The sequence below is a fragment of the Streptococcus sp. V913 genome, assembly GCF_054353455.1.
In genome coordinates this window covers 80,412-93,921 of sequence record NZ_JBTHHX010000003.1, presented here as the reverse complement: position 1 = coordinate 93,921, position 13,510 = coordinate 80,412, and the positions used below count along the sequence as shown (strand labels likewise).

General features: G+C 42.5%; 12 protein-coding genes. 7 read left to right on the top strand and 5 right to left on the bottom strand.

Annotated elements, in window-relative coordinates; all coding sequences use genetic code 11:
• The first annotated feature begins 3 nt into the window (after window positions 1-3).
• The 5 genes from ACXYSL_RS06595 to ACXYSL_RS06575 all read left to right on the top strand — a co-directional run bounded on the left by ACXYSL_RS06595 (window position 4) and on the right by ACXYSL_RS06575 (window position 6,290).
• A complete protein-coding gene (locus ACXYSL_RS06595; protein WP_000818344.1) occupies window positions 4-927 on the top strand; it encodes a carbohydrate ABC transporter permease in 924 nt (307 codons plus the stop codon).
• 107 nt (window positions 928-1,034) lie between these two features.
• On the top strand, window positions 1,035-2,519 hold the full coding sequence (locus tag ACXYSL_RS06590; protein ID WP_458624299.1) for an ABC transporter substrate-binding protein: 1,485 nt from the start codon (window positions 1,035-1,037) through the stop codon (window positions 2,517-2,519).
• A gap of 438 nt (window positions 2,520-2,957) precedes the next feature.
• The gene (locus ACXYSL_RS06585) at window positions 2,958-4,151 is read left to right on the top strand and encodes an L-lactate MFS transporter (RefSeq protein ID WP_458624298.1); all 1,194 of its coding nucleotides are present in this window, start codon (window positions 2,958-2,960) and stop codon (window positions 4,149-4,151) included.
• Window positions 4,152-4,323: 172 nt separating this feature from the next.
• Complete coding sequence (gene trhO, locus ACXYSL_RS06580) at window positions 4,324-5,310, top strand: oxygen-dependent tRNA uridine(34) hydroxylase TrhO (RefSeq protein ID WP_001030012.1); 987 nt, start codon at window positions 4,324-4,326, stop codon at window positions 5,308-5,310.
• A gap of 122 nt (window positions 5,311-5,432) precedes the next feature.
• Entirely contained in the window at window positions 5,433-6,290 is an 858-nt protein-coding gene (locus ACXYSL_RS06575; RefSeq protein ID WP_458624297.1) for a DUF4299 family protein, read from the top strand.
• Window positions 6,291-6,355: 65 nt separating this feature from the next.
• Here the strand turns inward: ACXYSL_RS06575 and ACXYSL_RS06570 are convergent, their stop codons facing one another.
• The 5 genes from ACXYSL_RS06570 to ACXYSL_RS06550 form a co-directional block, all read right to left on the bottom strand.
• Window positions 6,356-7,318, bottom strand: coding sequence for a DUF6574 domain-containing protein (locus ACXYSL_RS06570; RefSeq protein WP_458624296.1), 963 nt, complete (start codon window positions 7,316-7,318; stop codon window positions 6,356-6,358).
• Window positions 7,319-7,380: 62 nt separating this feature from the next.
• Window positions 7,381-8,313, bottom strand: coding sequence for a DUF4097 family beta strand repeat-containing protein (locus ACXYSL_RS06565; protein ID WP_458624295.1), 933 nt, complete (start codon window positions 8,311-8,313; stop codon window positions 7,381-7,383).
• Window positions 8,306-8,899: a DUF1700 domain-containing protein gene (locus tag ACXYSL_RS06560; protein ID WP_458624294.1), complete on the bottom strand. Its 594-nt coding sequence runs from the start codon at window positions 8,897-8,899 to the stop codon at window positions 8,306-8,308. The genes ACXYSL_RS06565 and ACXYSL_RS06560 overlap by 8 nt, the downstream gene beginning before the upstream one ends.
• On the bottom strand, window positions 8,886-9,212 hold the full coding sequence (locus tag ACXYSL_RS06555; RefSeq protein WP_000273861.1) for a PadR family transcriptional regulator: 327 nt from the start codon (window positions 9,210-9,212) through the stop codon (window positions 8,886-8,888). The genes ACXYSL_RS06560 and ACXYSL_RS06555 overlap by 14 nt, the downstream gene beginning before the upstream one ends.
• Window positions 9,213-9,347: 135 nt before the next feature.
• Window positions 9,348-10,514 (bottom strand): CynX/NimT family MFS transporter, encoded by a 1,167-nt coding sequence (locus ACXYSL_RS06550; protein ID WP_458624293.1) that lies wholly within the window; start codon window positions 10,512-10,514, stop codon window positions 9,348-9,350.
• 221 nt (window positions 10,515-10,735) lie between these two features.
• Here ACXYSL_RS06550 and ACXYSL_RS06545 point away from each other — a divergent pair, with 221 nt between their 5' ends.
• Both ACXYSL_RS06545 and ACXYSL_RS06540 read left to right on the top strand, forming a co-directional pair.
• Complete coding sequence (locus ACXYSL_RS06545; RefSeq protein WP_458624292.1) at window positions 10,736-11,566, top strand: glycosyltransferase; 831 nt, start codon at window positions 10,736-10,738, stop codon at window positions 11,564-11,566.
• Window positions 11,567-11,641: 75 nt separating this feature from the next.
• Complete coding sequence (locus ACXYSL_RS06540) at window positions 11,642-13,492, top strand: polysaccharide biosynthesis protein (protein WP_001035719.1); 1,851 nt, start codon at window positions 11,642-11,644, stop codon at window positions 13,490-13,492.
• Window positions 13,493-13,510: the final 18 nt, after the last annotated feature.

Here is a 13,510-nt window from a genome sequence, read left to right as displayed (position 1 = left end):
AATATGGCAGAAAAGAAAATTAAAAAAGAAAAAATCGATAATGTCGGCATTCACTCCTTCAGTAAGAAAGCAGATATCTTCTTTAGTATCATCTCAGGTTTGATCGCTCTTTCTTGTATCTTGCCCTTTATCTTCGTTATCATCATTTCGGTGACAGACGAAAAGAGCATCCTCCAGTATGGATATAGCTTTTTCCCTTCGAAGTTTGGTGTAGATGGATTCCAGTTCTTAGCTCAGTTTAAAGATAAGATATTACAAGCGCTCTTTATCTCAGTATTTGTAACCGTAGTCGGAACAGTGACCAACGTCTTCATTACAACCACTTATGCCTACGCCATTTCACGGACAACCTTTAAGTACCGCAGATTCTTTACGATCTTTGCTCTTCTTAGTATGTTGTTCAATGCTGGTTTGGTACCAGGCTATATCGTGGTCACTCGCCTGCTTCAACTGGGTGATACCGTTTGGGCCTTGATTGTTCCAATGCTCCTCTCACCATTCAACATCATCTTGATGCGTTCCTTCTTTAAGAAGACCATTCCAGAAGCCATTCTCGAATCTGCTCGTATTGATGGTGCCAGTGAAGCTCGGATCTTCTTCCAGATTTGTTTGCCATTGTCACTTCCAGGTATCGCAACCATCACGCTTTTGACAGCTCTTGGTTTCTGGAACGACTGGTTCAACGCCCTTCTTTACATCAAGAGTGACAACTTGTATCCATTACAGTATTTGCTCATGCAAATCCAACAAAATATGGACTACATCGCTAAAGCAGTCGGCCTTTCTGGTCAACTGGGAGTCGCTCTTCCAAAGGAAACAGGACGTATGGCCATGGTTGTGGTTGCAACCCTTCCGATTGCCATTCTGTATCCATTCTTCCAACGCTACTTTGTAAAAGGTTTGACCATCGGTGGTGTGAAAGAATAGGACTTGCTGAGAAACACTGTTTCTCCCTTCCCAACTTCATCTTAGTGACTGAAGTTAAAATCATTAAATCGTTTATAAGTTTAAAAATAAAAAAAGGAGTTTTTATCATGAAAAACTGGAAAAAATATGCTTTTGCATCTGCTAGCGTAGTCGCTTTGGCTGCTGGTCTCGCTGCTTGTGGAAACCTTTCAGGTAACAACAAAAAAGCTGCTGACTCAGCTTCAGGTGATAAGACTGTTATCAAAATGTACCAAATCGGTGACAAACCAGATAACTTGGATGAATTGCTAGAAAATGCAAACAAAATCATCGGAGAAAAAGTTGGTGCTAAATTGGATATCCAATACCTTGGATGGGGTGACTACGGTAAGAAAATGTCCGTTATCACATCATCAGGTGATAACTACGATATCGCTTTTGCAGATAACTACATCGTAAACGCGCAAAAAGGTGCTTATGCTGACTTGACAGAATTGTACAAGAAAGAAGGAGCAGAGCTTTATAAAGCACTTGACCCAGCTTACATCAAAGGGAATACTGTAAACGGCAAGATTTACGCTGTTCCAGTTGCGGCTAACGTTGCATCTTCACAAAACTTTGCCTTCAACGGAACTCTTCTTGAAAAATATGGTATCGATATTTCAGGTGTAAACTCGTATGAAACACTTGAACCAGTCTTGAAACAAATCAAAGAAAAAGCTCCAGATGTAGTACCATTTGCAGTTACTAAGAACTTCATCCCTTCTGAAAACTTTGACTACCCAGTAGCAAACGGACTTCCATTCGTTATCGACCTTAAAGGGGATACTACTAAGATCGTAAACCGTTACGAAGTGCCTCGTTTCGTAGAACACTTGAAGACTCTTCACAAATTCTACGAAGCAGGATACATTCCAAAAGACGTAGCAACAAGCGACACTACATTTGACCTTCAACAAGACACTTGGTTCGTTCGTGAAGAAACAGTAGGACCAGCTGACTACGGTAACAGCTTGCTCTCTCGTGTAGCTAACAAAGACATCCAAATCAAACCATTCACTGACTTAATCAAGAAGAACCAAACAACTCAAGTTGCTAACTTTGTAATCTCAAACAACTCTAAGAACAAAGAAAAAGCAATGGAAGTGTTGAACCTCTTGAACACGAACCCTGAACTCTTGAACGGACTTGTTTACGGTCCAGAAGGCAAGAACTGGGAAAAAATTGAAGGTAAAGAAAACCGTGTTCGTGTCCTTGATGGCTACAAAGGAAACACTCACATGGGTGGATGGAATACTGGTAACAACTGGATCCTTTACATCAACGAAAACGTTACAGACCAACAAATCGAAGATTCTAAGAAACAATTGGCAGAAGCTAAAGAATCTCCAGCGCTTGGATTCATCTTTAACACTGATAGCGTGAAATCTGAAATCTCTGCAATCACTAACACAATGCAACAATTCGATACAGCTATCAACACTGGTACTCTAGACCCAGAAAAAGCTATTCCAGAATTGATGGAAAAATTGAAATCTGAAGGTGCATACCAAAAAGTATTGGATGAGATGCAAAAACAATACGACGAATTCTTGAAAACCAAAAAATCATAAGATCAATTGATTTCGTGTATTCATTCCTAAAAAATGTTATCACTGCCTCCTCTGGTACTGCCGGGGGAGGTAGTGGTTTTTTTATGAGAGTAGCTAAAAGTAAAAAAATCTTGTCAAAACTTTGTGAAATGCCAGTATAAAATATAGATATAGATTAATTGGCCTAATACCTCTATTAGTTTAATTAAGTAGATTTTTAGAATGAACTAGCTTATAATAAGAGTACGATGAAAGCGCTTAACATTGTGAAATTTAACTGGATTTCGTTTTAAGAAGTGGACAGGAGTCCTTCTTAAATGTTTCATTTATATCTGATTTCAGCTTGTTCACATTTTATAAATTATGAAAGGTCCAAGTGAAACTCAGTAAGTGAAAATCCGATATAAAGTTGTTTGCTATCCCTTTTGGGAACAAGAAATATTACATGAGGTTATTCATATGAAAAAAACACCCAATCGATGGTTAATTTTGGCTGCGGCCATTTTAACGAATCTCTCTCTAGGTGCAGGATATGCCTGGTCGGTTTTTCAGAAGGCACTCCTAGAAACCAATGCTAGTCAAGGATGGGTTCAAGCTCAGACCTCCCTAGCCTTTAGCATTTCTTTTGCCATGGTACCTGTTGGAATGATTCTTTTCGGTCCCAAAGTAGATTCGGTTGGACCTAAAAAGTTTGTCTTTCTAGGTGGCATTCTCTTTGGTACAGGTATGTTTGCGACTGGTTTTGCGAACTCACTACCTGTGCTTTATTTAACGTACGGTGTTATCCTAGGACTTGGTATCGGCTCTGCCTATGGGGCATCTACGTCCGTTGCGACAAAGTGGTTCCCAGACAAAAAAGGCCTAGCTGGTGGATTGACAGCGGCAGGATTTGGCTTGGGTCCACTAATTATCGGACCGGTTGCAAAATCTTTGATTGCTTCTATGGGAATTTACTCTACCTTTAAGGTATTAGGTATTGTCCTTTTACTAGTGATCTGTACATCTTCCCTAGTTATGGCCAAAGCTCCTACTGTTGCTCCAGCGGCTGGGAATGCTCAACCGGAAGGAAAAACTTATAAAGAAATGCTCCGTGATGGAAATTACTGGCTTCTATGGTTGATTTATGTTCTTGGTGCTACAGGCGGAATGATGATTATCGGAACAGCAGCAGCGATCTCAGACCAATACCAACTTGTTGGAGAAGCGACCCTCTTCGTTATGCTGGTATCCATTGCAAATACATTTGGTCGTATCTTCTGGGGTACGGTATCTGATAAGATTGGCCGCTATCCTACCGTTATTGCCATGTTTGGAGCGGTTGCTACTGGTTTGTTACTCACAGCCCTATTCAAAGGTCCTGGAAGCATCTTGGCCATCCTTGGAATCATGATGGTTGCCTTGTCATTTGGTGGCTTCCTCGGTTCCTTCCCAGGAATTACTGCTGAAAACTGGGGAGTGACCTACGTAGGGACAAACTATGGATGGATGTTTACTGCTTATGGTGTAGCTGCTATTGCTGGTCCTCAGTTAGGGGCACGTCTTGCACAGGCAAACCAAGGAGATTATACAATGGCCTTCTTTATCGTTATCGGTATGGCTATTCTTGGTATTCTGCTCCAACTCTTCTATATGGCTAAAGCTAAAAAAGTTTAAAAATGAATCCTTGGGAAATCCAAGGATTTTTTAAATTGGAGTAGACACCCGGTGGAATTAGCTCCTTTTAATTTCCGGTCAAATAAATTGCATTCGTTTTCTCAAGTGGGTATACTAGAATAGTTGAATGAAAAATTCTGAAAATTTAAGAATAGAAAAGAGAACAAATCTTATGGCAAAAGATATTCGTGTCTTACTTTACTACCTCTATACTCCAATTGAAAACGCAGAGCAATTTGCGGCAGACCACTTGGCTTTCTGTAAATCAATCGGCCTTAAAGGTCGTATCCTAGTCGCTGACGAGGGAATCAACGGAACCGTTTCAGGTGACTACGAAACAACTCAAAAATATATGGACTACGTTCACAGCCTTCCAGGAATGGAAGACCTCTGGTTCAAGATTGACGAAGAAAATGAACAAGCCTTCAAGAAGATGTTTGTTCGCTACAAGAAAGAAATTGTCCACCTTGGTTTGGAAGACAACGACTTTGATAATGACATCAACCCACTTGAAACAACAGGTGCTTACTTGTCTCCAAAAGAGTTCAAAGAAGCCCTTCTTGACGAAGATACCGTTGTCCTTGACACACGTAACGATTATGAGTACGACCTAGGACATTTCCGTGGAGCTATCCGCCCAGACATCCGCAACTTCCGTGAGTTGCCACAATGGGTCCGTGACAACAAGGAAAAATTCATGGACAAGCGTGTTGTGGTTTACTGTACAGGTGGCGTTCGCTGTGAGAAATTCTCAGGTTGGATGGTTCGTGAAGGCTACAAAGATGTCGGCCAATTGCACGGAGGAATCGCAACTTACGGTAAAGATCCAGAAGTTCAAGGTGAGCTGTGGGATGGGAAAATGTACGTCTTTGACGAGCGTATCGCAGTCGATGTCAACCATGTTAATCCAACCATTGTAGGGAAAGACTGGTTTGATGGGACACCATGTGAACGCTATGTCAACTGTGGAAATCCCTTCTGTAACCGTCGTATCCTAACATCAGAAGAAAATGAAGACAAGTACCTTCGTGGATGCTCACACGAGTGTCGTGTTCACCCACGCAACCGCTATGTTTCAGAAAATGAATTGACACAAGCAGAAGTAATCGAGCGCCTAGCTGCTATCGGTGAAAGCTTGGATCAAGTCGCTACTGTATAACATCAAACAGCTCCTCAGGGGCTGTTTTTCTATGCTTTTTATCTAAAAATCTAAAATTTGTTTCTGTATCTTTCAGGAAAATAGGGTATACTATGTGTAAACGATTTCAAAGGAGGCCGGTTATGGCGAAAACATTTTTTATCCCAAATAAAGATAGTATTCTAGGACAACAGGAGGTCTTGACTGCCAAGTCCATCTTGGCCTTGGTGGAGGGGTTGGAGTCACACAGTTATGATGCGGTCTATCTCCGTCAGCCCCTCAATCGTCTCGAGTATATCGAATGTGGGATTGTAGGCCAGTCGCAATTTCTCTTCAAGGTCAACTATGCGGATAGTCGAAAAGGCTATCAAGTGGTGATTCCAGATTTTCTTACTAGAGCGGACTGGGAGATTGTAGTGACTCTCCTCCAGGCCCTATCTGGCAAGTTGGGGGAATCGGTAGAAGGGCTAGAAGGCTTTGACTTTGAAGCTTATTTCCGACAAACGGTCAAGCATTATCTAGATGATAAAGCAGCTCGTCTAGTATATTGCCAAGGGCTCTTGTCGCCTATCTATCTCAACAAGGAATACCTCGAGAGTTTTTTGGCTGAGGATGGATTGGCACGTTTTGAAGAGCTGGTCAAGAAGGTCCAAGGCTCTGATGCCTACCTTGCCAGTGTGAAATTTTACCCAGACGCCCAAGGCAAGGTGCACGGTATCTATCACCTAGCCCAGGGAGTCAAGACGATTTTGCCAAAGGAACCCTTTGTACCAGCTCCTTATACCGAGCAGCTGGCAGGCAAGGAGCTTGTTTGGGAGATTGATCTAGTGAAGATTTCTGGTGATGGCTCAAAAGCAGAAGATTATGAAGCCATCGCCCGCTTGGATTATGAAAAATTCCTAGAGTCACTACCAAAAGCATTTTACCAGCAATTAGATGCTAATCAATTAGAAGTACAAGCCATTTTGGGAAAAGATTTTGAAGGATTGGCAACCATCTAGTAGGCCTTGTTCAAAAAAGAGTAAACATAAAAATCCCTGTCATTAATAAATGGCAGGGATTTTGGTTAAAAGAATGTCAGGATGCGAAGGTAGTCCACTGTCAGCGCAAGCTCTGCAATGAAGAAGGGTAAGAGAATGGCGCCATCAAGTAAGACAGCGAGCAAGAATCGATAAAATGGGTCCAGGCTACTGGTCTTACTTGGCTTGCTAATCACAAAGAGATTGCCAAGGGCAAAGATGACCATGCTTAGAAGAGTAAGGATGCCAGCAAATCGTAAGCCACCAAAGAGTGCAAAGAAACTTGCTAGAGCCGTTAGAACAAGTGGGATAGCAAAGAGTCTGCTATACCGCTCAAAGGCTTCTTGGAATGTGAAGTCACTCTCCTGATCCAGCACACGTCGGACAGTAAAGCCTCCCAGAATGATGGAAAAGTAAAATAGAGCGCTAGCGACCAAGATGGAGAGTCCAGCAAAGAGATTTAAAGGTGGGAGCTGGTTAGGTAAACTATTGGCAATAGAGGCCATATAGCCATAGTAGAGGTGCTTGATATGATAGATACTAAAGAAAAGGTTGATTGACGACAGCAAGGTGAGTAGGGCAAAGACACTATAACGATGCTTTTGGTCCCTAGTCTTGCTGGCAGTTGGTTCTTGGATAGCGGCCAGCAGCCAAGTCCAAAATAGTGCGATTTCTTCTTTGAATCGAGCAGTTTTGCGGGGGTCAATGTCTGGGATATAGGGACTCTCTAAAGCCTTGCTGAGGATACTTTTCTCTTTTGCAGGTTTTTCTTGCTTGTGTTCCTCTTCAGCTTTCCCCTCTCCCTCTTCCTCGGTTTGGGTTTCTTCAGTCATTTCGGGAGCTTCCTCCTCATGCATTTCCAACTTTTTAGGTGAGACAGGTGTTTCTTGGCTTGCTTGTGGTTCAGTTTCCACAGTTTCCGAAGTCTCTGGTTGGTCGGGCTGGATTTCCGATTTCGTCTGAGCTGATTTCTTCTCAAGATCGGCGCTTTCAAACCATTCTTGTGTCATGGTGGAACCTCCTTTTTTATGGTACTTTTCTATCTTTAGACTAGCAGATGAAAGCGTTTTTGTCAATGATTTCTAGGTGGAGCAGAGTACTCTTCTTCCTTGGGGAGGTAGATATCCCGATTGGCTTTTATAATGAGTAGGTCCTTGACATCGGCTTTTTCTGTTTTATAAGGATTGGTAAGTTCATTCTCTTTTTGTTTAGGATGCTCTCTTTGTGCCTTACGATAAATACCGCCATGCTTGGAAGAAATATCTAGATTGATACGATCGAATTCTGTCTTAGAAAGAAAGAGTGTTAAGTCGTTATGAGAGTCTAGTTCAACCTTGCCTTGAACCTTGATGTTTTCAGCATAGATGTGTCCCCCCTCCGTCTTGACCTGGCTATCTGTCAATTCTGTTTTAAAGATATTGATGATATTGGGCGTTGTGAATTTGCTGTTTTTGATACGACTTCCTTCAATTCGGAGGAGATATCCGTTTGTATTGAGGGTCGCATTTTCAAGGGTAGCATTTATGATAGTGGTCTGTCCACGATTGGCTGAGACATTGATAGCTTTCAGAGTTCTTCCTTTAGGTAGGGAGAGAATGACTTCGTCAAAACGATGAGAATAGCTGCTGGCGATACGGAGTAGGCCTTCGATTCCTGAACCGAGAAAACGATGTTGGGAGGCTTGTTTGTCAGTGACGCTCAGTGTTTTGTCACTCGTGCCAGTAGTCAGATCGTGACGACCAGACACCGAAGGATGATAGGTGATATGGATCTTGTCATCTACAGACTCTGTGATGGTTAGGCTATGTTCCTCAAGGGTCAAATCAAGTTTTTCCACTTCACTTCCAAAGGTTACTTCTTCGGTGCGATTGTCATAGACGGGGTCTTTTGACATGGCAAGCAAACTTTGAATACCATTGGACTGGGCGCCTACAACTATCATGATAAAACCAAGAATCGTAGAAACCACACCAAAAATGAGAAATCCTTTCGTCAATTTACGCATGTCTGTCACCTCTCTTTCCTTTTTTAAGAATCCATTGCACCAAACGGACGACCAGAAGACCAAAGAAACGAGCTACATAGGAGATGCCTAGTAGAACAAGAGAAGAAGCACCGATAGCAAGCAAACCAGCCCCGAAAATCAAGATAAAGGCAGATTTGGCTTCGACTAGGACACTAAAGCTCTCTACGATAAAGAGTCCGCCTAGTAGGATACCTGTCACAGAGACGGTAAAGAAGGCTAGAATGACGGAGGCGGCTGCGATAAAAAGCCCGATAATGGTTAATATAATTGCAATTCCAACAGGAATTCCGATAGGGGCTGCTAGTAAGGCAAGTAGGGCAATGTGTAGCAGTTGACGGTCATTCTTTTGAGCAGGGGCTTCATTGACTTTTTTGTCGAGGAGGTTAGAGAGAACATCATGAGCGGCTTCTTTTGGTGTTCCTAGACTAGCGATGAGCTCCTCTTCACCCTCTGAACCGGCATCGTCAAATAGTTCCTTAAAGTAGTCCATAGCTTCGATGCGGTCAGCTTCAGGTAGTTTATGGAGATAGGTTTCTAACTGAGTCAGATAGTCAGTTCTTGTCATGGCGGATACTCCCTTCTATGATGCCGTTGACGGTTTCGGTATAGAGCGTCCACTCTTCCTTTAGAGTAACGAGCTGCTCTACGCCCCGATTGGTCAAGGAGTAGTATTTGCGCATACGCCCCTGAAACTCTCTAGAGTAGGTGGTGAGAAAGCCACTGGCTTCCAATTTTTTGAGAATGGGATAGAGCGTAGATTCTTTGATATTGGCGATGAGCTTAATGGTTTGACTAATCTCATAACCATAAGAATCCCCCTGCTCCAGTACAGCCAAGATGAGAAACTCGATCAAGGCAGAGGATGTTGGGAAGTACATGGGAAACCTCCTTTATATTATATAAAAATTTTATATATACTCTTTTCAAATATATTGTATCTCAAAATGAAAGCCCTGTCAAGAAATATGTGTAAAAATTTTACATATAAAAAACTCCTAGTAAAAACTAGGAGTTTAGAGGATGTTATCAGCCCGATCCACCATAAAGAGGGAGATAGTCATGATGATATCAATGGCTAGAAGGGCAAGAACCGCTGGAATCCAAGATTGGAAAAGGTCAAAACTATAACCAAACAAGGTAGGACCAAAGGCCGCCAAGATGTAGCCCCCTGTTTGCGCTAGACCTGAGAGTTGCGCAGTCTTCTCAGGCGAGCTGGTCTTAAGAGAGAAGCAAACCATGAGGTAGGGAAAGAGAGCACTGCAGGCCGTTCCAATCAAGAGATGGACGACTAACCAGTAGAGGAAATTATTGGTTGGATACAAGAGCATAGCAATTCCTATCATACCAGCGATAGAGATAATTGCCAGCATGATTCGACGATGACCATCTGACAGACGAGTGGTTAGACTTGGAACAGTCATGGAAAAAGGAATGCTGATCAGTGAGAAGATAGAAGCGAGGAGGGCCGCATCTTTATTAGAAAGACCAGCACTAATGGCTATCGTTGGTAGCCAGGTCATGCTCGTATAAAAGAGCAAGGACTGAAGACCACCAAAGATAATGATGGCCCAGACATCTTTACTTTTTAGAATATTCTCTTTGACTTGCTTTTCTTTTTGGCTTTCTAGGTGGTGGTTGTGGCGATGATTTGGCAACCAGACTAGCAGAGTGACCAGACATAGAAAGCTGAGAACGAGGATGAGGCCCTTCCAAGAACTGGCTTGGGTGATAGGGACGGATAGATAAGAAGCGATAGCTGTCGAAACTCCCATGGCAGTGACATAGAGGGTTGTTAGGAGACTGATCTTTTGAGGCTGATTTGCCTGGATCATACTTGGGAGGAGTACATTGAAGATCGCAATGCTTGCTCCCACAATTAGGGTCCCTAGATAGAGAAGGGGAAGATTGAAGATACGAATGACAGAGCCAACAGTTAAGAGGAGGAGACAGTAAGTAAAGAGATGTTCCAACCCGATTTTTTGCGCCAAGCGGCTTGCAAAAGCCGAGAAAAGAGCAAACATCAAGAGAGGGAGACTGGTTAAAATCCCAAGAGAACTAACCTCAACTCCTAGTCCCTGAGCGATATCTCCTAAAATGGTTGGAAGAGCAGTGAAAGGAGAGCGTAAAACGGTCCCGATTAAGACAATCCCTAGGATAAAAAAGAGTGATTGTTTTTTCATAAAAACCTCGATAGGATGATTTTAATAACAGCTTATTTTAAGTTTTTTTCCTTATAATGTCAAGTAATGACAGCTAAGAAAGTTCGATTGATTTAAGCGAGAATAGAGTGAAAGGAGATACATTTCTTTACTAGAATTTTCCTTGATTTGATATAAAAATAGGAAAGTGAGAAAATTTGTGATAAAATAGTGGAAGGAAATCTATATATTGGAGAAAAACGGTGCCTGAAAAGCAAAAAATCAGCGTCTTGATGTCGGTCTATGTAAAGGAAAGCCCGACGTTTTTGAGAGATGCTATCAAAAGTGTTCAAAATCAAACCTTGAAACCGAGTGAACTTGTTCTTGTTGAGGATGGGCCCCTCACACCTGAGCTCTATCAGGTGCTAGATGAAGTGGAAGCTCAGTCAAACATTCCAGTTAAGCGTTGCCCCTTAGAGCAAAATCAAGGTTTAGGATTGGCTCTTCGTTACGGTGTTTTGCAGTGCCAGTATGACATTATTGCACGGATGGATACGGACGATTTAGCCGTTCCGGATCGTTTTGAGAAACAGCTTCAGCTAATGGAGAAAGAAGATCTCGATCTCTTAGGTGGGCAGATTGCAGAGTTCATTGACAATCCAGATGAGATTGTGTCTTATCGTCGTGTTCCAACTCAGCACGCAGACATTGTGGCTTATCAGAGAATGAGAAGTGCTTTTAACCATATGACAGTCATGTTCAAAAAGGACATGGTCCTCAAAGCGGGCAACTACGAAGACGGGCTTTACATGGAGGATGATCTCCTCTGGCTCAATATGATTACGGCAGGTGCCAAGACTGGCAACCTAGATCAAATCTTGTGTAAGGTTCGTGTAGGTGCAGGAATGTTTGAGCGTCGAGGTGGCTTGCGTTACCTTAAATTCTACCGTCAAGCTCGCCAACGGATGCTTGAGCGAGGGCAAATTTCTTACATGGAATATGCTAAAAGTATGTTCATTCAGGCAATTGTTGCACTTTGTCCAGGCTTTGTACGTCAGTTTATCTTTGTCAAACTTTTAAGAAAGAGCAAGTAAGACCTGATAGGTTGAACGATTCGGGTTATCATAACAATAGTATCATCTGACTCTTTTAAGGGGGAGTAAATTCCTATGAATAAAAAACTAACAGATTACGTGATTGATCTGGTTGAAATTTTAAATAAACAGCAAAAACAAGTGTTTTGGGGGATATTCGATATTCTGAGTATGGTGGTTTCCATCATCGTGTCTTATATCTTGTTTTACGGCCTAATAAATCCTGCGCCTGTGGACTATGTGATCTACACTCTTTTAGCCTTCCTTCTCTATCAAATCATAATTGCATTTTGGGGGCTGAATGCTAGTATTAGTCGCTACAGTAAGATTACGGATTTTATGAAAATCTTTTTTGGAGTGACACTCAGTAGTGTTCTTTCTTATGGAATCTGCTATGCCTTTCTTCCATTATTTTCAATCCGTTTCATCGTGCTCTTCATTTTGTTGAGTACCTTCCTCATCTTGCTTCCTCGCATCACTTGGCAGTTGATTTATTCCAAACGTAAAAAGGGTAGTGGAGATGGAGAGCATCGTCGTACCTTCTTGATTGGTGCGGGAGATGGTGGTGCCCTCTTTATGAATAGCTACCAACATCCAACCAGTGAGCTTGAGATAGTGGGGATTTTGGACAACGATGAAAAGAAAAAAGGGCAAAAACTAGGTGGAATCCCAGTTCTAGGCTCTTATGACAATCTACCTGAATTGGCCAAACGTCACCAAATCGAGCGTGTTATCGTAGCAATCCCTTCGCTCGATCCATCAGAGTATGAACGTATCTTGCAGATGTGTAATAAATTAGGTGTCAAATGTTACAAGATGCCTAAAGTTGAGACAGTTGTTCAAGGATTACATCAATCAGGTAGTGGTTTCCAAAAAATTGATATCACAGACCTTTTGGGCCGTCAGGAAATTCGCCTTGACGAATCACGTCTGGGTGCAGAAATTACAGGTAAGACCATCTTGGTGACAGGAGCCGGTGGTTCGATTGGTTCGGAGATTTGTCGCCAGATTAGCCGCTTCAACCCAGAGCGTATCGTCTTGCTTGGACATGGTGAAAATTCAATCTACCTTATTTATCATGAGTTGATTCGTAAATTCCAAGGGATTGATTATGTTCCTGTCATTGCAGATATTCAGGATTATGATCGTCTTTTACAAGTGTTTGAACAGTATAAACCAGCAATCATCTACCATGCTGCAGCCCACAAACACGTTCCGATGATGGAGCGCAATCCAAAAGAAGCCTTCAAGAACAATATCCTCGGGACCTACAATGTTGCCAAGGCTGTTGATGAGGCCAAAGTACCTAAGATGGTCATGATTTCGACTGACAAGGCGGTCAATCCACCGAATGTTATGGGTGCGACTAAGCGCGTGGCAGAATTGATTGTCACTGGCTTTAACCAACGTAGCAAATCAACCTACTGTGCAGTTCGTTTTGGGAATGTTCTCGGTAGCCGTGGTAGCGTGATTCCTGTCTTTGAACGTCAGATTGCTGAAGGCGGTCCCGTAACGGTGACAGACTTCCGTATGACACGTTACTTCATGACCATTCCAGAAGCTAGCCGTCTGGTCATCCATGCTGGTGCTTATGCTAAGGACGGAGAAGTCTTTATCCTTGATATGGGCAAACCGGTCAAGATCTACGACTTGGCTAAGAAAATGGTCCTTCTAAGCGGGCACACAGAAAGTGAAATTCCAATCGTTGAAGTCGGTATTCGCCCAGGCGAAAAACTTTACGAAGAACTCTTGGTTTCGACCGAATTGGTTGATAACCAAGTCATGGATAAGATTTTCGTTGGTAAGGTTAACGTCATGCCTCTAGAAGCCATTGATCAAAAGATTGAAGAGTTCCGTTCACTCAGCGGAGATGAGCTCAAAGAAGCGATTATTTCCTTTGCAAATGAGACAACCCACGTTGAGTAAGAGTGTCCAACCAATTAA